The organism is Aminobacterium sp. UBA4834, from assembly GCF_002400205.1.
In the GTDB taxonomy this organism is placed as follows: Bacteria; Synergistota; Synergistia; order Synergistales; family Aminobacteriaceae; genus Aminobacterium; species Aminobacterium mobile.
This window is the reverse complement of record NZ_DHFC01000018.1, coordinates 501,623-521,512: the sequence shown is the minus strand read 5'-3', so window position 1 is coordinate 521,512 and position 19,890 is coordinate 501,623. Positions and strand designations below refer to the sequence as shown.

Annotated in this window: 22 protein-coding genes and 1 tRNA gene; 17 read left to right on the top strand and 6 right to left on the bottom strand. The window is 44.1% G+C overall.

Annotation, left to right across the window (positions count from 1 at the left end):
• Nucleotides 1-180: hypothetical protein (locus tag B3L97_RS09120; protein ID WP_286934921.1), on the bottom strand; the 180-nt coding region annotated here is incomplete at its 3' end.
• A 144-nt stretch (nt 181-324) separates the two neighbouring features.
• On the opposite strand from B3L97_RS09120, the gene lepB (B3L97_RS09115) reads away from it, so the two are divergent.
• Together lepB (B3L97_RS09115) and B3L97_RS09110 are read left to right on the top strand one after the other, a co-directional pair.
• Nucleotides 325-843, top strand: coding sequence for a signal peptidase I (lepB, locus tag B3L97_RS09115; RefSeq protein WP_286934919.1), 519 nt, complete (start codon nt 325-327; stop codon nt 841-843).
• Between the two features lie 256 nt (nt 844-1,099).
• Nucleotides 1,100-2,035 carry a tyrosine-type recombinase/integrase gene (locus B3L97_RS09110; protein ID WP_286934916.1) on the top strand — a complete coding sequence of 312 codons (936 nt, stop codon included), beginning with the start codon at nt 1,100-1,102 and terminating at the stop codon, nt 2,033-2,035.
• Between the two features lie 87 nt (nt 2,036-2,122).
• Here the strand turns inward: B3L97_RS09110 and B3L97_RS09105 are convergent, their stop codons facing one another.
• The 5 genes from B3L97_RS09105 to B3L97_RS09085 all read right to left on the bottom strand — a co-directional run bounded on the left by B3L97_RS09105 (nt 2,123) and on the right by B3L97_RS09085 (nt 6,983).
• A complete protein-coding gene (locus B3L97_RS09105; protein WP_286934914.1) occupies nt 2,123-2,419 on the bottom strand; it encodes a hypothetical protein in 297 nt (98 codons plus the stop codon).
• Nucleotides 2,420-2,867: 448 nt separating this feature from the next.
• Nucleotides 2,868-5,351: an AAA family ATPase gene (locus tag B3L97_RS09100; protein ID WP_286934913.1), complete on the bottom strand. Its 2,484-nt coding sequence runs from the start codon at nt 5,349-5,351 to the stop codon at nt 2,868-2,870.
• On the bottom strand, nt 5,351-5,737 hold the full coding sequence (locus tag B3L97_RS09095) for a hypothetical protein (RefSeq protein WP_286934911.1): 387 nt from the start codon (nt 5,735-5,737) through the stop codon (nt 5,351-5,353). Before B3L97_RS09095 ends, B3L97_RS09100 begins: the two co-directional genes overlap by 1 nt.
• Nucleotides 5,730-6,227 (bottom strand): hypothetical protein, encoded by a 498-nt coding sequence (locus B3L97_RS09090; protein ID WP_286934910.1) that lies wholly within the window; start codon nt 6,225-6,227, stop codon nt 5,730-5,732. The genes B3L97_RS09095 and B3L97_RS09090 overlap by 8 nt, the downstream gene beginning before the upstream one ends.
• 668 nt (nt 6,228-6,895) lie before the next feature.
• Nucleotides 6,896-6,983: transfer RNA gene (locus tag B3L97_RS09085), tRNA-Ser, on the bottom strand.
• 97 nt (nt 6,984-7,080) lie between these two features.
• Between B3L97_RS09085 and B3L97_RS09080 the strand changes: the two genes are divergently transcribed.
• From B3L97_RS09080 to topA, 15 genes are all read left to right on the top strand, one after another.
• Entirely contained in the window at nt 7,081-7,569 is a 489-nt protein-coding gene (locus B3L97_RS09080) for a CoA-binding protein (protein ID WP_024821687.1), read from the top strand.
• Between the two features lie 143 nt (nt 7,570-7,712).
• A complete protein-coding gene (locus B3L97_RS09075) occupies nt 7,713-8,138 on the top strand; it encodes an acyl-CoA thioesterase (RefSeq protein WP_286847871.1) in 426 nt (141 codons plus the stop codon).
• Between the two features lie 32 nt (nt 8,139-8,170).
• Entirely contained in the window at nt 8,171-10,039 is a 1,869-nt protein-coding gene (gene iorA, locus B3L97_RS09070; RefSeq protein ID WP_286934933.1) for an indolepyruvate ferredoxin oxidoreductase subunit alpha, read from the top strand.
• A 4-nt stretch (nt 10,040-10,043) separates the two neighbouring features.
• A complete protein-coding gene (locus B3L97_RS09065) occupies nt 10,044-10,598 on the top strand; it encodes a 2-oxoacid:acceptor oxidoreductase family protein (protein WP_024821690.1) in 555 nt (184 codons plus the stop codon).
• Between the two features lie 76 nt (nt 10,599-10,674).
• Nucleotides 10,675-11,109: a hypothetical protein gene (locus B3L97_RS09060; protein WP_286934908.1), complete on the top strand. Its 435-nt coding sequence runs from the start codon at nt 10,675-10,677 to the stop codon at nt 11,107-11,109.
• 112 nt (nt 11,110-11,221) lie between these two features.
• Nucleotides 11,222-11,761, top strand: coding sequence for a signal peptidase I (gene lepB, locus B3L97_RS09055; protein WP_024821692.1), 540 nt, complete (start codon nt 11,222-11,224; stop codon nt 11,759-11,761).
• A 2-nt stretch (nt 11,762-11,763) separates the two neighbouring features.
• Complete coding sequence (locus B3L97_RS09050; RefSeq protein ID WP_286847875.1) at nt 11,764-12,600, top strand: YlqF/YawG family GTPase; 837 nt, start codon at nt 11,764-11,766, stop codon at nt 12,598-12,600.
• Nucleotides 12,585-13,166, top strand: a complete 582-nt coding sequence (locus tag B3L97_RS09045) for a ribonuclease HII (protein ID WP_024821694.1) — start codon at nt 12,585-12,587, stop codon at nt 13,164-13,166. The genes B3L97_RS09050 and B3L97_RS09045 overlap by 16 nt, the downstream gene beginning before the upstream one ends.
• Nucleotides 13,167-14,225, top strand: a complete 1,059-nt coding sequence (locus B3L97_RS09040; RefSeq protein ID WP_286934906.1) for a hypothetical protein — start codon at nt 13,167-13,169, stop codon at nt 14,223-14,225.
• Nucleotides 14,222-14,494: an EscU/YscU/HrcU family type III secretion system export apparatus switch protein gene (locus B3L97_RS09035; protein ID WP_286847877.1), complete on the top strand. Its 273-nt coding sequence runs from the start codon at nt 14,222-14,224 to the stop codon at nt 14,492-14,494. Before B3L97_RS09040 ends, B3L97_RS09035 begins: the two co-directional genes overlap by 4 nt.
• 3 nt (nt 14,495-14,497) lie before the next feature.
• Nucleotides 14,498-14,863 carry a YraN family protein gene (locus tag B3L97_RS09030; RefSeq protein WP_024821697.1) on the top strand — a complete coding sequence of 122 codons (366 nt, stop codon included), beginning with the start codon at nt 14,498-14,500 and terminating at the stop codon, nt 14,861-14,863.
• On the top strand, nt 14,860-16,362 hold the full coding sequence (locus B3L97_RS09025; RefSeq protein ID WP_286847879.1) for a YifB family Mg chelatase-like AAA ATPase: 1,503 nt from the start codon (nt 14,860-14,862) through the stop codon (nt 16,360-16,362). Before B3L97_RS09030 ends, B3L97_RS09025 begins: the two co-directional genes overlap by 4 nt.
• Nucleotides 16,356-17,459, top strand: coding sequence for a DNA-processing protein DprA (dprA, locus tag B3L97_RS09020; RefSeq protein ID WP_286934903.1), 1,104 nt, complete (start codon nt 16,356-16,358; stop codon nt 17,457-17,459). Before B3L97_RS09025 ends, dprA begins: the two co-directional genes overlap by 7 nt.
• A gap of 21 nt (nt 17,460-17,480) precedes the next feature.
• Nucleotides 17,481-17,753: a hypothetical protein gene (locus tag B3L97_RS09015; protein WP_024821700.1), complete on the top strand. Its 273-nt coding sequence runs from the start codon at nt 17,481-17,483 to the stop codon at nt 17,751-17,753.
• Between the two features lie 12 nt (nt 17,754-17,765).
• Complete coding sequence (gene topA, locus B3L97_RS09010; RefSeq protein WP_286934900.1) at nt 17,766-19,889, top strand: type I DNA topoisomerase; 2,124 nt, start codon at nt 17,766-17,768, stop codon at nt 19,887-19,889.
• Nucleotide 19,890 lies beyond the last annotated feature (1 nt).

Genomic DNA, 19,890 nt, shown 5'->3' with positions numbered 1-19,890 from the left:
GGGAATATTACTGGTTTGTTCTAAAAGAGTAACCGTGGTGTTCGCGTATATATTTGGAAGAGCTGCAAGAATCTTTCTTGCAGCTCTTTTTTCTAAAAATGGTGATGGGGCAAATGGGGCAAAGGGTTGGACATCCAGAAACACGACTCGTGCCATAACTGATTTCAAATCAGCCGTCATCGACCATCCGATTCATCCTCCATTAGCGCTATTTTAAAAATGGCAACGAAAAAATAAAATATTTATTATATCGGGGAAAAACCATTCAAAGTCTTCAAAAAGGGATAAAATAATAAAGAGAAAACAAAAAGTGGAGGTAATTGTATGGCTGTTAAACCATGGTGGCGCGAGACCCTGGAAACCATTTTATGGGCAGTGGCTCTTGCTTTCATACTTCGGACTTTCGTTGTGCAATCCTATTGGATCCCAAGTGGCTCCATGATTCCTACCTTAGAAATAGGGGATCGTGTTATGGCTGCTAAATTTTGGTACCTTTTTTCGGAGCCGAAACGGGGACAGGTGGTAGTTTTTAAGTTTCCAGATGACCCCAAGAAAGATTTTGTCAAAAGGATTATCGCTTTACCAGGAGAAAAAGTGGAGATACAAGACGGAGTGGTGTATGTGGATGGATCAGCACTCGAAGAATCTTATGTGAAGAATCAAGATTCTGTTTCTATGCTTCCTTTGGTCGTTCCAGAAGGACATTACTTTATGATGGGTGATAACAGGCCTCATTCGTGGGATGGACGCTATTGGGATCATCATTTTGTCCCTAAAAAAGCCATGCGCGGACCTGCTTTTTTTCGCTTTTGGCCCCTTAGTCGAATTGGCATCCCGCGCTAATTATTTTCTCAAATAAGCAAAAATAAAAGAGAGGGAAGAGATTCCTTATTATCTCTTCCCTCTCTTGTTTAAAATCCACAAAAATGGCGGAGGACAGAGGATTCGAACCCCTGAAGGCTCTCGCCTTAACTGATTTCAAGTCAGCCGCCTTCGAAAATAGCGTATGAACCATTGCAAACACTAGAAACACTCTCTGAAAAACGCCTCTAGCCACGACTGATTCGCAAAAAAGAGGCATTTTGAGGGGGGATAGTTAATGTCAATTTCACGTGTCGTCAAGCTCCGAAGTTATATTCCCGAAACATGGGAAGAAACCCTTGAAATGTTCCTTGCGTGGAAAAAAGCGCAAGGAATAAGCAAAAATACCCTTTCTCAATATAGGCAAGAAATCTCACGAATATATCGTGAAGGATTTGCTGTTTGGGGGGAAAATAACAAGGCAAGACTCATTGATTATATGAGTCTCCAACAAAACCCGTACACATTTAATATTCGGTTGAATTACCTATCAGCCTTTTTTGAATGGTGTATTTCAGAGGGGTTTTTATCTTCCAACCCTTTAAGAGGATTGAAGCGAAGAAAGACACAACCTCGAATAGTTCACATAGAAATAGACACCTTGATAGAGCTTTTAAAAGCTCCCGACCTCTCTACATATGTTGGCGTTCGAGATCATGCCATGTTTTTAACTACACTCGATACAGGCGTTCGCCCATCGGAAATGCTTAATCTCATGGAAGATGACTTTGATTTTTCCGGAAAACAGGTTCGGCTTAGACCTGAAATAACAAAAACTCGAACAGGACGAATACTTCCTATTTCTCAAAAAACTATGCAAGCCGTAAAGGAATTGTTGCGGATTCGCCCCGTCGATTGGAGGTCCTCTCCCATATTCTGTTCATATGAAGGGAACAAGCTAGCCATTCGTAGCTGGGAAAACAGACTCGAACATTACAGTAAAATTTTAGGAACGAAAATTCGCCCCTACGACCTACGGCATACTTTTGCCTTGTTGTGGGTACGGAATGGGGGGAACGTTTTTAGCCTTCAACAGACAATGGGGCACACGTGCTTAAGCATGACAAGGCGATACGTTGCTTTTTCCAATGAGGAATTGAAAGAAGAGCACACACGCTTTAGCCCCATAAACACGTTGGAGCCTAAAAGAAGACAAAGGCTTATTTCTAGATGACCATCCATACCTCTTTCAAAAGTTAGGGGGCTTGTGGGGCATTCTGGCGGGTCGGTTTTGAGGGGGATAAGAAAAAGGAGCCGCTTTTTAGCGGCTCTTCTTTTGGTACTCATAAAACCTCTTTTGTGAATCTCGGAGCGGGTTAAAGTCCTCTGCTTCTGGCTTTATAGAAAAGAATTTATCCCAAAAATGGGGTTGTAAAAAGATACAGCCGCTTCCTTTCATCCATGGCGGGTCAGTTACAAAACCTTTGTATTTCAAATCCTTTAAGAATTTTCGAGCTTCAAAAGTTCCATCGTCGGGGAAAATTCCTATTTGCCCATGCCGCTTAAAAAGCGTTAATTGTGAATCATCGTCATAAATCAAAACAATTCCCTTAAGCATTTCAATATCGCCCCTTTCTGTTCTATCTATTTTTGAATGGAGTCAAAAAATCCCCAGACCCCACCCCCGGGGGTTATAATTTATTTCCACCAATCCGACCGCCGTGACGGATTCTATTCGAAAGCGAGCTAACATATTTTTCTCGCTCGCTTTCTTCATAAGAAAGTTCCTTTTTAAATTCCTTAAAAATTTGCTCAATGATCTCTTTTGATCTACTTTTTTCCATGCCGACCGAAAAGCCTTTTCAGAATTTTTAAGAATTTCCCGTGGAGCAAGTCGACAAATTCCATAGAAAGCCCCCTTTACCATGCTAAATATACCCATACCCCCCTTATGTCCAGTTTCGCAATCACTCACGCCTATTTCGCCTCGGGGTTCGCTATTACAAGCCCCCAGACTTTTTGTAACCCCCCGGAGTGTGGGTAGGAGGGGATAATACCCCTCCACCCTATGCCGCTTCTTCCTTGAGCTTTTGCTGGAACCCCCAGGCTCGCTGATAAGCTTTTTCTATCGCCTGCTCGGGGCTGATAAACTTTGAGAGCCGATTAAAAACTTCGTTATATTTTTCTTTGACTTCCGGCTCGGAGCTTTCGAGCCATGCCGCCCAATCGGCTGGCGGTGAATTTTGGATGGGTCGTTGATCGGGTTTGGACATTTTGGTTTGATCGGTCACTTTGGGCTGGTTAAGATTTTCCACGGAGTCGCCTCCTTTTTTTTCTTGGATGGACGAAAGAAATTTATTCAAACTGGTACATTTTTCAACAGGCTGAGCTTTTGTTAAACTATCATTAACGTTGGTCTCCAAATCATTTGACCACTCGCTTTTTTCATTTGACCATAGGGGGGGATTCATTGTGCAAATCAGGGTTGAACCCTTGCAAACACCGGATTTGATTTGACCAGTGGCATTGGTCAAATCATTGGGATTAGTGGTCAAATGGGACTTAAGACCCATAGAAGTGGGTTTATTTGATTTGACCACTATTTGACCAATGGGAGTGGTCAAATGTTTCGTAGTGTTCATCAGTGTTTGAGGGGGATTTGACCAATGATTTACCCCCTCTCGTGGAATGTTTGAGAGTCGATATTTTGTATCTTTTGTAACTCCTTCTTTTTCCAAAGCTCCGACCTCAACCCATTCTTTAAGAAGTTTTCGAATATAACTTTCTGAGATTTCTGGACACAGTCTTTCTACAGCTTCTCGCTTAAAAGTTCCGCCATCTCCAAAAACCCGATTGATTTTATTCCAAACATTTTCTTTTTTTGAATCGCCCAAGCTCGGAGTCAAGTTGATTGAAAATTCCGATGACCCATCCTCTTTTTCTTCGACCGAAAAAGCGAATGGTGGCTTGGGTTTGCTTCGTGATTTCACGTTTGTTACGATTCGCTCTGTGAGTTCTCCTGTTTCCTTGTCTCGACGTTCGTTGATCGCATATCCATAACTTGCCGCTCCCATGAGCCAATAGCCGCCGATAACGTCGTCCTGGTCGACCCAAGCGCCACGCTCTTCAACTTTGCGTTTTTTTAGATGGTGGATAATTAAAACCGCCGCATTGTGCTTTTTGGAAAGGTTCACTAAAAATTCCACGATCGGAGCGATTTCTTTACGGTCGTTTAGGTTTGCCCCGCCCGCAAAGCTCGATATGGAGTCAAATATTATTAGGTCGGGGGCTCCCTTTCGCCTGGCATAGATGTCGATACATTGCCCTATTGCCCTTCTTCCTTCTGGGATGTCCACATCAAGAATGACTTTTGCTTCGTCAAAAACTGTTTTCTTATCCACAACGTGAAAAAAGTTTGGGTCGTCTTGAAAGTTAAATATTTGTTTGCGCTCCCAAAGAAGAGTTTGATCCATTTCTCCGTTAAAAAGAACGACCCGTTGCGGATGGGTCGCCCCGCCAATTCCGCCAAGAACTTTTGAGCCCGTGGAAAGCTCGGAGGCTATTCTTTGAACGATTAGAGATTTGAAACAACCGGATGGAGCGGCAAAAATACTTAAGCCACGCCTTGGGAAAAGCCCCGCAATCATTTCTGTTTTTTCCCGTGGGAGTTCGTCTATACTTTTAAAAATGGAAAGGATTTTTTCTTCCTCTTTTGCGGTTTCGGCTTCCGCTCGTTCCTCGTCCCATTCCTGCTCTTGCCCGACAAGGTTTAAAAGTTCTTCCTTTGAATGTCCTACCCCAAGCCAATCGACGACGTCTTCTTTTTGCTGGAGACCCGGCAAGTTTAGAATTTTCACGTTGCACCCACGCTGTTTTAAATCCGTTGCGACCTCCAATCCATGTCGCCGCCCTGGCTGGTCATTATCCGGAATAACAATAATATTTATTCCCTTCTGGAAATATTTCCCGCAATCATTCCATTTCCCAGCCCCGCCGCTATTTGTGGTAGCGGTCAAGCCCAGTGATCGCAAGGTTTCGGCGCATTTTTCGCCCTCGACGACGAAGATTGGTTGGTTGCTCTTCTGAGCTTGGATGAGTTCTGGGAGCCTATAAGGGATTCGCTCTATTCCACGCATGGAGTTTACCCGCTTGCCGTCGGGGCTGATTGCTCTTTGGAAGATTTTCTTGCCGTTTACGTCATCGAGCCGAACGACCTCGTAAAGTGGCTGACCGTCGGCATTTTCGTACGTATAAATAGTTTGCCGTGCTGGAATTTTTCCTTTTCCATTCCAAGGAGTTGGAACGCCGCACAGCTCACAAAGTTTTTTTATTGAGCCGGAATCGCCGCTCGAATGGCATGTCCAAACTCCTTGCTCGCAATTGAAGCTGAACGAAGGACTTTTATCGCCGTTTTTGTGACCGTGGCTTTGGATTGGACAACTACAATAAATTTGATCGCCGTCGATTCTTGCGTTCTTGGGATGGAACTCTCGCTCGAACCAACTCCGAATGTCATCGGCGCTCAAGCCGATTTCACGAAGGGATAGCATTATGCCGACCTCCGAGCTATGTACCAGGGTTCGGGGTCGCCGCTCAGAAGTTCACACTTTGAAAGCTCAATGATTATTCTTTTTACGCCTGCCAGTTTTCTTCTTGGAGCGGCTTGTAATTTTTGAATGGACGTTCTCCAAATTCTGAAAACGTTGTTGTCCCTTTCATCGAGAATAATAATCCGAACACCCAGCCCGACGAGCTCCTCGAAAAGCTCCTCGTCGACGGCGTGAGCACGATTTCCAAAAATCCTGAGCCGGTCTTTTTTCTGCTCGAACTTTAAGAAGCTATCGTCGTAAACATACCCGTAAGGGGTACCTTTATCGTTGTAGAATTTTTTGTTTGGGGTGGTTTCTTTTTGGAATTTTTGAATGGCTTTATGCATGGGCGACACCTCCGTTTTGGGTGGAGTGGTCGCTATGTGGAAGGGGTTTTGCTATTTGCCGGTGATGATCCGAGTCCGGGTCGTCGCCGTCGGGGTCGTCATCGCCGCCCGAGCCGTCGGGGTCGTCGGAGGGGTCGGTTTTCATACGGATAAAAATAATTGGAGATACGATTTTTTTAACTCCGTTTATGACTTTTTTTACAAAAGCACCGGGGTTGCTGGCGTCACGCCAAAATCTTCTCGAAAGCTTAAAAATGTCTCGCACGGTTTGGGGGTTTCTATTTTTGTCTCGAGACGCTTTAATGTGAGCCTGCATTAATTGAAATTTGGCGGCTCGTGGATTTGGATTCTTTTCGATTGATCCTGTTGTTTCGCAAAAAGCCTGGCAAAGTGGGTTTTTTTCTAAAGCTTTTCCTACTTTTTTCATTTTTTCGCTTAGCTTTCTAAAATTTTCTTGTAATTCTGGGGTTAAAGCGATTGCCGTTGTCATGAAATTTCTCCTTCCCATTCATTAATTTTTCTTTCAATTTCTGTATCGTGGAAAATTCGCACCACGCAGAATATAAAAGGTTTCGAGCCAATGCCGCTGTTTCAAGTCTTGCCGCCGCTTCATCCATTTTCACCACCTCACTTTCGTTCTAAAGTCCTGTATCAATATGATTCTTGAGTCCTATTGCTATACAACAATAGCGGTTATAATGATAGGTAGGGATATTATGTAGTTTGAAGAGTTACTATGTTCCTAACTTCCTATTATATCATACTTTCCCCCGGCTCCAACCCCAAATAATGTCGATCACAGTTAAATAATTGCGATATTGTCGTGCTAGCTTAATATTCCGAGCTATCCCTAGCTTATGCACCACCCGCCCCCGCCTAGCCCTGAATAATCTTGAATGGAGGGTAAAAAGTATAGGCTAGCTCGCTTTTACGGCTGATTGCTCGCTGTTGTTGCTGATATTTGCTCCTGACCCCTCTAGATATTGTCCTAAAAAAAGCTACAATTCTTGCATGTTTTGAAAAGGTGTGCTTTCATGTCTTTGTTGGCAATCATAAAGAGAGTGTTTCTAACCACGACTGATTCACGCTTAAAATGCACAAAAAAAGGGTTATCAAGATTTTTCTGACCAACCTTGATAACCCTTGCTATTCCAAAAATGGCGGAGGACAGAGGATTCGAACCCCTGAAGGCTCTCGCCTTAACTGATTTCAAGTCAGCCGCCTTCGACCACTCGGCCAGTCCTCCATCAATGCCATATCCGAGCATGTATTATACACATTGGTTAGGTTACCGACAAGCCTTACGCTATAATTAAAAAAAGAGAAAGGAGAGATGATTCATTATGGAGGAAAAAGAGATAAAAAAGCGTATTCTTTGTACTTCATCTTCAATAGTGATAATCGGAGCTTCTTCTCGAGAAGAGCGACCGGTTTTTTCAGTTATGAAGTATCTAGCCGCTGTGGGGCATTCACTTTATCCAGTAAATCCTACATATGCCGGAGAAAAAATTCTTGGATTCTCGTGTGTTTCTTCGATTAAGGATCTCTCTGTTCCTGCAGATATAGTGGCTCTTTTTATCTCTCCTTCTCTTCAAAAAGATGTTGTAGAAGACCTCATATTATTTAAAGAACGCCTACGTGCTAAAAGAGGACCTGCGTTGGTTGACTCAATGGAAGATCCGATATTATTAAAAGAACATACTGTTATTTGGTTCCAGCCTGGATCTGAAAACCCATATTTTGAAGGCCTTCTTCAAGAAAAAGGGTTCCATGTAATAAGCCATGCTTGTATGATGATGGACCATAGACGGAACTGTTCGCAAATACGATAAAAAGAAGTATATTTTTTTGAGAGAGTTTAATTTGCTGTTCTTTTTTTATCTATGGTATATAATTCTAAAAAGGACTCTTTCTTTGCTTCCCTTTTCAATGTATAAACATCTATCCGAAAATTTCTTTTCAAGGGGGCTTTTTTTTGCGTGAAGTCACGATTTCTTTACGCGTTCGATATGGAGAGACAGACCAGATGGGGGTTGTGTATTACGCTAATTACCTCACGTGGTTTGAGATAGGACGTACCGAGTACTGCCGAGCCCTGAGTACTCCCTATGTCCTTTGGGAAGAGAGAGGGGTTTTTCTGCCAGTAGTGGAAGTGCATTGTAGATATAAAGCATCTGCGTATTACGATGATGTTATTTGTGTTTCTACCTGGGTTCAGGAATTGAAACAGTCGAGTATAAATTTTTGCTATCGTGTTTTTCGGAAAGAGGATTCTAAGCTTTTAGTAGAAGGCTGGACTCGTCATGCTTTTGTTGATAAGGCGGGAAGGCTTCTGCGAGGAGCCCATCCTTTTTATCAATGGATTCAGAAATATGTAGAAGGGGAAGTCCATGAGGCGTAAGCTGGAGTTTAAAGTATTGCCCAGCGATGAATATGGAGGTGGCGTGTACGGTGAGCAAAAAAGCGATACTCTTAGGTAATGAAGCGATCGCTCGCGGTATAGTAGAGGCTGGATGTGCGGTTGCTACAGCATATCCAGGCACCCCTTCGTCTGAAATTTTGCCGGCAATTGCAAGTTTTGCAGATGAGTTGGGAACGTCTACAGCTGTAGAGTGGGGAGTCAACGAAAAGGTAGCTTTTGAAATGGCTACCGCGGCAGCTTTTACAGGGCTTCGCTCTTGCGCCGTAATGAAGCAAGTAGGGTTGAATGTAGCCGCAGACCCTTTTATGAGTGCTGCTCATTTTGATATGAAAGGTGGCATGTTGCTTGTTGTCGCCGATGATCCAGGTCCTCATAGTTCCCAGACAGAACAGGATAGCCGGTTTTTCGCTTATTTCGCTAAAGTCCCATGTTTTGATCCGGCCTCAGCAGAAGAAGCCAAGAAAATGGTTTTCGATGCGTATGAACTTTCTGAAAGACATCATATTATTGCCATGCTACGACCAAGTGTTCGAGTTGACCACTGTCGGCAAGATGTAGAATTGAGGGAAGTCCTTCCTGTTGCAGCAGATATTAAGTTTGAAAAAGACCCGGCACGGTGGGTTTGCCTCCCTGCTAGCGTGCGCATTAATCACCCCAAATTAAACAAGAAAAATGATGCCATTCGAGAGGAGTTTGAAACGCTCTATCCTCATTATAATTATGAGATTCCAGCAAAGGGCAAAGCTTCATTGGGGATTATCGCATCGGGAGTTTCTTTCTCTATAGTTATGGATATTATAAAATCTTGGGGGCGCACTGATATTTCTGTGCTTAAAATAGGCACTCCTGTCCCTCTCCCGGTTAAGATGGTGACTAATTTTATAGACCGGCATGAGAATGTTTTAGTTCTTGAAGAGCCCTATCCCGTTGTGGAAATGCAGCTTTTAGATCGCAGCAAGGTCAAAGGACGATGGAATGGTTTTGTTCCTAGAGCCGGAGAGCTTTTGCCTGAACTCATCGAAGAGATTGTATTAAAAGCTTTGGGTGAAGAGGTAGAGAACGCTGTCGATAGCGATTTAAAATCTGCCCTTGAAGATTTAAAGATTACCCCTCGAAAGCCCATGCTATGTCCTGGATGTCCGCATCGAGCAAGTGTTTTTTCTATACGACAAGCCATTCCTAATGCTATTAACCCTTCGGATATAGGGTGTTATACCCTTACGGTTAATCAAAAAGGCGCAGATGCTGTTATGGATATGGGAGCAGCTATAACTATGAGTTCGGGGCTTTTCCTGGCCCATAAAGTGGCGGGAAAGGAGCAGCCGATTGTAGCGACTATTGGTGATTCCACATTTTTCCATATGGGAATACCGGGCTTAGTTAGTGCTGTCTATAATAGGCACGCCTTCGTTTTGGGTATTTTGGACAACCGTACTACAGCTATGACGGGAGCTCAATCTAATCCATCTGTGGGAGATAAACTGCGCAAGGGCGATGAGGGGCAGGTTGTAGAAATTGAACACGTAGTGCGGGGATGTGGCGTTTCTTATGTGAAAACTCTTGAGGCTTATGACATTCAAAGTGGTAAGGAATTAGTGAAAGAAGCGTGGGAGCACGCTAGAACTCACAGGGAACCAGCTGTTCTTATTTTTAAACATCCATGTATGCTCCTTCGGGAAAAACAGGACAAAATTCCTGTTAACGTAGATCAAGATAAATGCATTGGATGTAAGTTCTGTATTAACTTCTTTAATTGTCCAGGACTTGTTTTTGATGAAGAGACCCAAAGAGCTTATATTGACGAGCGATTCTGTGTATCCTGCGGTGTTTGTACTCAAGTATGCCCTCACGGGGCTATAGTTCCGGTAGAGGAGGCGTAATCTTATGCAGTATGTCATCGTTGGAATAGGTGGGCAAGGGATTCTTTTTTCCACAAAAGTTTTAGGGCACATTGCTATGACTCGTGGCGAAAACGTTATGGGGAGCGAAGTCCACGGGATGGCACAGAGGGGGGGCTCTGTAATAAGTCATTTTAAGGTGGGAGACTATAAGAGCCCATTGGTAAAAGCAGGTGAAGCAGATGTGCTTCTCGCTTTTGATCAGAATGAGGCGATACGTAATCTTCAGTTTCTTCGTAAGGAGGGCAGTTTGGTCGTAAATGTTTTTGATGAAGCGGCTTTCCATAATGATCATCTTCAAGCATATTTAGAAAAAAGGAAAATCAAGTTATTTAAGATTAAAGGGTACGATATACTCAAAAACCATATGGGGGGCAATTTTCTGTTCTTAAATGTTTTGATTCTCGGAGCTCTTTGCGCGTCCGATGTAGCTAACGTGGAGATTGGGGAAGTTCGGGAAGCTATTAAACAGCTTTCACCTGGAAAGTTTGCGGAGGCTAACCTCAAGGTTTTGAACCTCGGATATGATGCACTGCTGTAAATGGAACAAAAGGTATTATCGAGGGAGCTCCCAAGGGCTCCCTCTTTTCGTTGGACGTGGGACTATTTTTGTTGAATTGCTCGTGGTCATTGCCATTTTTTCCATTATTTCCGGTTCTTTACTTTTTTCTATTAAATATCCCTCTATATCACGATTGAAAGAAGTGGGAGCTCGTAGAGAAGCAGAACGCCTTGCCCTTTGGCTGGAATCCAGAATTGTTAGAGCACATTTTCTTCAGGAAGATTTCTCGATTCGTATATTGCCAGAGCATATTCCCGTAGATATAGTGAGGGTGAAGTGGAAGTCAATAAAATTGGAGAAGTATGAAGCTCACGGGGACGCGTGGTTTTATGTAAGTGGACGAAGTACCTTATATAGGTATAATCCGTATTGGCATACCCTTTCTCCAGCTCTCGTTTTAAATGTATTATCGGCACCGTACGGGGGGAAAGCCATATGTCGTATAGTTATATCTCCCCATTGTCGTGTGAGCATTAAAGACGGGATGTAATTTATATGCTATTAATTCTTGAAATCTGAAAAACCTTAGAGTATAAATATAGTTAATATTCTTCTCATTTAGAACCAATATATAATACTGCTGCAGTAAGGGGGGATGCTGCATGGCAGCGGTAAAACCATGGTGGAGAGAGATTGTGGAAACAATATTATGGGCTCTTGTTCTTGCTCTTCTCTTGAGGACGTTCGTAGTGCAGGCTTTTTGGATTCCGAGTGGCTCTATGCTTCCCACTCTAGCCCCAGGCGATCGGGTTCTCGTGGCCAAATTTTGGTATGCTCTTCAGAAACCGGAACGGGGAGAGATTTTTGTATTTAAATACCCATGGGACCCGAAACGAGACTTTGTGAAGCGCATTATAGGATTGCCTGGGGATACATTCGATATCCGGGAAGGGGTTGTTTATATTAACGGGCAGCCTTTAGCGGAAAGGTATGTGAAAAAACGAGATGATTTTTCTCTTTTCCCTAACATGATCTTTCCTCGAGTTCCAATTCACATTCCAGAGAAAATGTATTTTGCTATGGGTGATAATCGAGCTCATTCCCAAGATAGCCGCTATTGGGGATTTGTTCCAGAAAAAAATATACATGGACCAGTTTTTTTTCGATATTGGCCATTAAATAGAATAGGAGTTGTTCGTTAGTCGTGCCTCGTACAGTCTGGTATCCGGGTCATATGGCGAAAGGCAAGCGGAAGCTTGAGGAGTTGGCGAAAAAACTGGATTTGATTTTTGAAGTCCGGGATGCTCGTGCTCCCAATATGACGTCATCGCCTTTAACAGAAAGCTTTTCTAAAGTATGCCCTGTCTATATTATCCTTTCTCGCGCAGACCTTGCAGAGGAAGGCGCAACAAAAGCGTGGCTTCATTTCTTTAAAGAGAAAAAGAGAAAAGTATGGGCTTTAAACCTATTAGAGGGGAAGATAGAGCCGTTGCGCCGTGATATTCTTCGCCTTCGACCGCCCTATAGAGAGCTGAGAGTAGCGGTTATGGGTATTCCAAATGTAGGGAAGTCTCTTTTTCTGAACCTTCTTGTAGGGCGCAAACGCGCACAAGTCGGAGGGATCCCAGGTGTCACCCGTGGAGTATCTTGGTATAAAGGACAGGATATATTAGCAGTAGATTCTCCGGGTATCCTTGATCCTCGTTCCCATGTGGAGATACATCGCAGGTTAGCGTGGTTAGGGAGTAGCCGTCCCGATGTAATAGGAGGCTGTGATGCTATAGCTGTTTCTCTTCTTTCGTTTTTGAGGGAACGAGGTCTATGGCGCCTTATAGAGGACAAGTGGGGAATTCCGGATGAAGGGGAAGATAATCTTATCCTTCTTGAAAAGATAGGGCGGCGTCTTGGTTGTCTTGTAAGTGGAGGTCGAGTGGACTTGGCTCTTGCGGGGCAGCGGTTTATTGACGCCTTTGCCACGGGAAAATTAGGAAGGGTCACTTTAGAGTGGCCAGGGGAGCGATATCCATGGGAGATCGATTAATTGCGGGTGTGGATGAAGCAGGGAGGGGACCTTTGGCAGGGCCAGTAGTTGCCGCGGCTGTTGTTCTGTCTCAATCTCAAAAAATAGCCTTAGAAGCTATAGGTTTGAACGATTCTAAAAAATTAACAGCAAAAAAACGGGAAAAAATTTTTCATGTTATGCTTAATATAGGAGTACTTTGGAAGGCTCAGGCGGCTTCTGCAAAGCGTATTGATACTTTAAATATCTTACAAGCCTCTCTTTGGGCTATGAATCGTGCTGTACGAAAATTGCCCCTAGTTTTTGAAGAGGTTATTGTTGACGGAACTTTTTGTATTCCAGGCCTGGAGACCATTGTTCAAGAAGCTATTCCAAAAGCTGACGCTACTGTTCCTGAGGTGGCAGCTGCTTCTATTGTGGCAAAGGTGCTTAGAGATCGAGCTATGATAGCTCTTGATAAGATATATCCTGCCTATGGTTTTAAAAAACATAAAGGGTATCCTACTTCCGCCCATCGTCTTGTTTTGGCTCAAATAGGACCTTCTCCCATACACCGCCGAAGTTTTACATGGAAGGATCCGTCATAAATGAGTCATATAGAGGGTTTTTCGAGATCACCTGGGGGAAAAAATATCTCTGATGGGCTCAGATATACGGAAAGTGATGCAACACCCCGTCTAACGAAAGCTCTCTCGTTACGATCTATACCAAATGGAACAGTGGTAGAAGGGATGGTTCTTGATGCCCGATCGGGAATCTTTCTTGTCCGGATCGCTGGGCATGAGCTCCAAGCACAGGCAACTATGCCTTTGTTGGTGGGGCAGCGCTTTCGGGCTGTATGGGACGGATCTGGTCAGACCCCATTGCTTCGTCTTTGCGAGCAGGATATGGCTCTTCTTGGGGCTTTGCCGGAATCTCAGCGCTCTTTAGCTACAGCTCTTCTTCTAAGAGGTCTTCCTCTTTCACAGGATGTGGTGACACTTCTCCGCTTTGTATGGGGCCAGATGGGGAGTAAGGAGGCGTATATTGCACCTCTTGTAGAGTTGTGGGCGAGGGGAAGTACCTTGACACCCAAAAATGTTTCTCTTCTGATATGGTATGTAGGGTTGTCGCCAGAGATGTCGAGTCAACTTTGGAAAAATATACGTCGTCGCTTTCGGGAGGAGTTGCAACATGGGAGGAGTCCTTCAGAGACGTTGAGAAGACTCAGAGATGAAGAAGGAGATATAGGACGTTTTGTGGAGGCACATAGCCTTCTTTCACAACCAGCGAGGCAGGGGATTGATCCTACATTGCTCATGCCTACATGGTGGCCTTTTTCTGATCAGGAAGACGAGCTTCCAGCCCATGTGAGGGTAGAAAAAAAACAGGGGAAAGACGGGCGATCTTTCTGGCGAGTTGCTTTCGACATGCCAACTCGACGGTTAGGCAGGCTCACAGGAGAAGTTGTTACTGAGGGGAGCCAGTTAGGGGTGTCTATCAGGACGGAAAACTTTTTAACCCTTCGGCTGCTTCAGCGCAAAAAAACAGGCCTTCATGAAAAATTGGAAGAATTAAATCTCCATGTTCAATATATAACTGTATGTGAGGAAGAAAAAGAGAAGGAGAAAGAGCTTCTTCCAAGAAGGCTCGATATAGAGGCATGACGCTACGAAACTCTAAAAAAGAGGCAGCAGCCCTTTCGTATACCCCCCAAGAAGATAAAGCTCCAAAGGTCGTCGCATCAGGCGAAGGCTTTGTAGCGCAAAACATTATAAAGTTAGCTCGAGAGGCTAATGTTCCCATAGTGGAAGACGTTGCTTTAATATCTGCTCTCATGACGTTGGAGTTGGGAGAGGAAATTCCTGTAGAACTTTATGAGGCTGTAGCGCAAGTTCTCGCTTTTCTATATCAACTTGATAAAGGAGACGGATAAACTATGGATCATATAGAACTGGGGAAATGGGGAGAAGATATAGCCTGTTCCTATGTAGAAGATAAAGGATGGCGAATTCTCGACCGAAATGTGACCTTTCCCCGTGGAGAGTTGGACATAGTGGCCATAGATAAAGAAGAACTTGTTGTGGTGGAAGTTCGAACGCGTTCTGTGGGCGTTGTAATGTCACCGGAACAATCTGTAGGTCCTCAAAAAATATGTCGCCTTGTTCGAACAGGGCTTTCTTATGTCCAGGAAGCCCGCTGGAATGGCCCTTGGAGAATTGATATTGTAGGAATTACTGTAAATAATGGGCGGTACTCTTTAAGGCATACAGAGGATATAACGAGCGGGATGGGATATATGTGATTCCCATTTTAGGCGTTACTCTTCGAGGTATACAAGCTCTAAAAGTTGAAGTTGAAGTGGAAGTAACAGGTGGCTTATTTTACATCGCCGTTGTTGGTCTTCCCGACGCTGCTGTTCGAGAGTCTCGTGAAAGGGTTCGAGCAGCTCTCCGTTCTTTAAAAATTCCTATAAGAGGCAGAATAGCAGTAAATTTGGCTCCAGCAGACTGTCCCAAAGAGGGAGCTCTTCTTGACCTTCCTATTGCTCTTGGCATAGCTCGAAGGTTAGGAGTTTTTGTGATGAAAAAACCGGCTCTCTTTATGGGAGAACTTTCTCTTGATGGCCGTTTACGAAAAACTCGAGGGGCTGTTCCTGCTGCCCTTTTAGCGAAACGGCTGGGAATTCCTCTCTTTGTGCCTCAGGAAAATTCTTTTGAAGTTGCATTGGTTCCCGGTATTGAAGCTTATGGTATTACTACGTTACGTCAATTATTACATCACCTTACTGGCCGTAAAAAACTTTCTCCTATTAAAAAAAATCCCTTCCCAGAGGTGCCTGTTACTCCTGATCCCGACCTCTCCGACATAAAAGGCCAGGCTACAGCAAAGCGAGCTTTAGAAATAGCTGCTGCCGGTCATCATAATATACTTTTTGTGGGTTCTCCTGGAAGTGGAAAAACCATGTTAGCAAGAGCTATGCGAGGAATTCTTCCGCCTCTCTCTCATAAAGAACTTCTTGAAACCCTTCAGATACGGAGTACTGCTGGGCTTGATAGCGAAATCACCTCCCAACCTCCTTTTAGAACTGTCCATCCTACAGCCAGCACAGTCTCTGTTTGTGGTGGAGGAGCTTCTCTTCGTCCTGGGGAAGTCAGCTTGGCTCATAGAGGCGTTCTTTTTCTTGATGAATTTACAGAATTTCGCCGGGACATGTTAGAAGCGCTTCGACAGCCGCTAGAGGATGGTGAAATTGTTGTGAGTCGAGCTGTTGGAAGAGCCATTTTCCCCTGCCGAGTTTTGCTTATCGCTGTGTGTAATCCCTGTCGTTGCGGGTGGCATGGCGATCCTGTAGAGAGTTGCATCTGTTCTTCGTATGAGAGGGAAAGGTATAGACGAAAGTTATCTGGTCCTATACTCGATCGTATTGACCTTCATGTGGCTATCCCAAGGCTTTTGCCAAGAGAGCTTGTTTCTTTTCGGGAAAAGCAGGGAGAAACAAGTGCTACCGTTCGTAAACGGGTATGCAAGGCTCGAGAACGGCAATGGCGTCGATGGGGGAACATGGGGTATTTTAATAATGCCGAATTGCCAGAGAGGATTGTACGACGAGGGCTGCGACTAAACTCGGATGTACGACCTTTCCTGTTGAATATGGTTGATCGCTTGCGGTTATCGGGGCGAGGCATTAGCCGAGTCTTAAAGGTTGCCAGGACTATTGCCGACCTTGATGAGTCCTCGTCTGTAAAGGCTCAGCATATAGCAGAAGCCCTCGCTTACAGGAAGGGGAGCATTGCATGTTGACTCCTAGACAGGAAGCCCTTTTAATCGTCAATGCTTTGGGAGGAGATCGTCGTCTTTGGCATCGACTTGTGTCTACAAAAGAAAACCTTTATGATCTTATTTCGGGAAAACCTTCTTGTAATCAAAAGAAAGCGTTGACAGAAAAAGCTCTAGCACTGTTGTACTCTTGTGTCAGAAAGGGATGGGCACAAAGAGAGGTTGAACGGTGTTGTAGTGAAAACATAAGAATCCTTTTTTGGGGTGAGAAGAATTTCCCTTCACATTTGTTGAATCTTAAAGATACCCCTCTTGTTCTTTATGTACGTGGACATCTAGCTCCTCAAAAAAGAAAAGTTGCTGTTGTTGGAACTCGCAGAAGCTCTTCTTACGGCCAGCATATAGCACAAGCTCTTGGAAAATTGGGGGCACGACAAGGTTGGATTCTTCTGAGTGGAGGGGCTTTGGGTATTGATGGGGCAGCTCACGGTGGCTGTCTTGAAGAAGGAGGTCAGACTATAGCTGTTCTTGCTCATGGTCTCGACCATGTTTATCCTCAGGGACATAAAGAACTTTTTCATCATATCCTTGACGATGGTGCGCTTATAACAGAATATCCTTTAGGGGTCCGTCCCGCCCCGTGGCATTTCCCCAAGCGAAATCGTATTATAGCGGGCCTGGCTGATAAAATTGTTGTTGTTGAGGCTCCTCAGCGGAGTGGCGCAATAATAACAGCTCGACTCGGTTTGGAGATGGGAAAAGAAATATGGGCTGTTCCAGGAAGAATTGATGAAAAAGTTTGTTGGGGGTCTAATAAGCTTATTTACGATGGGGCGTATCCTTTGGTGAGTCTCGAGGATTTTTCTGAAACTTTGGGTTCAGTACAGCTCGATTTCTCATCACCTTTATGTGAGAAGAAGAATGTTTCTTCTTGCAATATGACTGAAAAAGAACAAAAAATTCTTGAATTACTACGATCTAAAGGGGATCGTACGGTTGACAACCTGTCTGCTGAAGGTAAAATGACTGCCGCTGATGTTATCATCAGCATAAGTAATCTATCTGCTATGAATCTTATTTATCAATCTGGTCCAGGCAGATGGCGAGCTAGTTTAAGTTGAGGATCAAAGGAGCGAATAGATTTGACGCGATTGGTACATGACCTCGAGAGAATCTATCTTACGGAAGAAACGTTAAAGTTGGCATACCGTTTTCTTATTACGGAGGAATTCCCTAGAGATATTGTAGAACTTGCTATAGAGGATGCGATTATGGTAGGGCAAGTACAGGGACATCACGTAGATGCCAGATACTTTATGAGTATTATAGAACGAGCTGTAGATTCTGATATTGTGGCTTCGGCCCTCATTTCCTCTTTTTCTAGCGGAACTAAAGGCCACCATTTTGTACATTAAAGGAGGATCCCGATGGGTAATAAGGAAACCGGGAAGATTCTTGTTGTAGTAGAGTCCCCTACAAAGGCTAAAACTCTATCAAAAATATTGGGATCAAAGTATACCGTTAAAGCTAGTATTGGACATATTAAAGATCTTCCTAAAAGTAGAATAGCTATTGACATTGAAAATAACTTTGAGCCGGAATACATACTGGTGAAAGGTAAAGCGAAGATAAAGAATGAATTGATCAAGCTGGCGAAAAATAGTCAAAAGATTCTTCTTGCCTCAGACCCTGACCGAGAAGGAGAGGCTATATCGTGGCATTTATGTGATATTTTGGGAATAGACCCCCATACGCCTTGCCGTGTTCGTTTCTACGAGGTTACACCGAAGGCAGTAAAAGAAGCTATTAAGAAACCAGAGACCATCGATTTGAATCGAGTCAACGCTCAGCAGGCGAGACGTGTTCTCGATCGCCTTGTAGGGTATACTCTCAGTCCGTTGCTCTGGAAGAAGGTTCGATATGGCCTTTCTGCAGGGCGGGTACAGTCTGTTGCTCTCGACCTTATTTGTAAAAGAGAGAGGGAAATTCAAAATTTTGTTCCAGCAGAATACTGGAACCTTGATGTCTCTGCTACATCCGAAGACGAAAAACGCTCATATTCCTTAAAAGTTATGAGTTTTGAAGGGAAGTCTTATTGGAAAGAAGGCAAGTCTCTTCTTATCTCTAGTGAAACTGAAGCTTCAAAAATTGCTCAGGATATAGCAAACCTTTCCCTTAAAGTCTCAGGGTATAAAGTGAGGAAGGGAACACGCAAACCATTACCCCCTTTTAAAACAAGTACTCTCCAGCAAGAGGCGGCACGAAGGCTGGGGTTTTCCCCTCGACGGACTATGAGCATAGCGCAGTCGCTTTTTGAAGGAGTGACTATCCCAGGACGTGGTCCGGTAGGATTGATTACATATATGCGTACTGATAGTTTGCGTTTAGCTCCAGAAGCTATAACTGGGGTAAGAAACTACATAGCGGGACATTTTGAAGAGGCATATCTTCCCAAATCCCCCAACTTTTTTGCTTCAAACGGACGAAGCCAGGATGCTCATGAAGCCATACGCCCTACAGATGTGACTCTTTCTCCAGAAGATCTCAGCACCGTCCTCTCTTCGGAGCAGCACCGTCTTTACTCATTAATTTGGAAACGTTTCGTTGCTTCTCAGATGACTCCTGCTATAGTTGCGAATGCAATCCTTGACGTTGAAGCAGGACCATATGGTCTTAGGCAGACAGGAGAGGCCCTTCTTTTTGAAGGTTGGGGCTCTCTTTGGCCATTGGATTTGAAAGGCGGACGGCTAGATTCCGCGCGGGAAGGCGAGGAGCTTCTTTTTAAAGAAGTGGTGAAAGAACAAAGGTTTACGAAGCCAGCGGCGCGCTATTCCGAGGCTTCTCTCATTAAAACTCTTGAAGAAAAAGGTGTTGGGCGTCCCTCTACGTATGCGAGTATAGTGGAAACATTGTATGATCGTGGATATGTAGAGAAGAATGAAGAGAAACGTCTTGAACCTACGGGATTAGGAATGACAGTGGATGATTTCCTTTTGAAGTATTTCGATTCAGAAAGCAAGTCACCCATAATAGATACGAGCTTTACGGCGCAGATGGAAGCAAACCTTGACCGTATAGAAGAAGCCCAGCTTGAATGGGTGGATGTGGTGCGTTCTTTCTGGGACGGTTTTATCCTAACATTGGAAGAAGCCAAGAAAGCTTCTAATGTAGAGCTCCCAGAGCCTGAACCTATAGGTGAAGATTGTCCGGAATGCGGGAAGCCTTTGGTTAAAAAGCGGGGGCGTTTTGGAGAATTTATTGCTTGTTCAGGCTATCCTAAGTGCCGCTATACTCGACCTATTTTAAAAACCATAGGTGTTCCATGTCCTATTTGTGGAGAGTCAGAACAAGGTGAAGTTGTACGGCGTAGAAGTAAGAAAGGGAAATTTTTCTATGGTTGTTCCAGATACCCTGAGTGTAAGTTTGTTTCATGGAACGAGCCTACCGGGGAAAGATGTCCAGAGTGTGGTACTCCTCTTACACGTAAAAATAAAAGGAGCGTACCTGAGTGTCAAAAGTGCGGATGGAAGAAAGAGAAGGAGAAAAAATAGC

Coding starts and splice junctions, on each gene's coding strand:
- B3L97_RS09035 (WP_286847877.1), top strand. CDS start 14,222: ATGACGCTACGAAACTCTAAAAAAGAGGCAGCAGCCCTTTCGTATACC.
- B3L97_RS09065 (WP_024821690.1), top strand. CDS start 10,044: ATGCAGTATGTCATCGTTGGAATAGGTGGGCAAGGGATTCTTTTTTCC.
- dprA (WP_286934903.1), top strand. CDS start 16,356: ATGTTGACTCCTAGACAGGAAGCCCTTTTAATCGTCAATGCTTTGGGA.
- iorA (WP_286934933.1), top strand. CDS start 8,171: ATGGAGGTGGCGTGTACGGTGAGCAAAAAAGCGATACTCTTAGGTAAT.
- B3L97_RS09045 (WP_024821694.1), top strand. CDS start 12,585: ATGGGAGATCGATTAATTGCGGGTGTGGATGAAGCAGGGAGGGGACCT.
- lepB (WP_286934919.1), top strand. CDS start 325: ATGGCTGTTAAACCATGGTGGCGCGAGACCCTGGAAACCATTTTATGG.
- B3L97_RS09040 (WP_286934906.1), top strand. CDS start 13,167: ATGAGTCATATAGAGGGTTTTTCGAGATCACCTGGGGGAAAAAATATC.
- B3L97_RS09105 (WP_286934914.1), bottom strand. CDS start 2,419: ATGCTTAAGGGAATTGTTTTGATTTATGACGATGATTCACAATTAACG.
- topA (WP_286934900.1), top strand. CDS start 17,766: ATGGGTAATAAGGAAACCGGGAAGATTCTTGTTGTAGTAGAGTCCCCT.
- B3L97_RS09100 (WP_286934913.1), bottom strand. CDS start 5,351: ATGCTATCCCTTCGTGAAATCGGCTTGAGCGCCGATGACATTCGGAGT.
- B3L97_RS09030 (WP_024821697.1), top strand. CDS start 14,498: ATGGATCATATAGAACTGGGGAAATGGGGAGAAGATATAGCCTGTTCC.
- lepB (WP_024821692.1), top strand. CDS start 11,222: ATGGCAGCGGTAAAACCATGGTGGAGAGAGATTGTGGAAACAATATTA.
- B3L97_RS09095 (WP_286934911.1), bottom strand. CDS start 5,737: ATGCATAAAGCCATTCAAAAATTCCAAAAAGAAACCACCCCAAACAAA.
- B3L97_RS09110 (WP_286934916.1), top strand. CDS start 1,100: ATGTCAATTTCACGTGTCGTCAAGCTCCGAAGTTATATTCCCGAAACA.
- B3L97_RS09090 (WP_286934910.1), bottom strand. CDS start 6,227: ATGACAACGGCAATCGCTTTAACCCCAGAATTACAAGAAAATTTTAGA.
- B3L97_RS09080 (WP_024821687.1), top strand. CDS start 7,081: ATGGAGGAAAAAGAGATAAAAAAGCGTATTCTTTGTACTTCATCTTCA.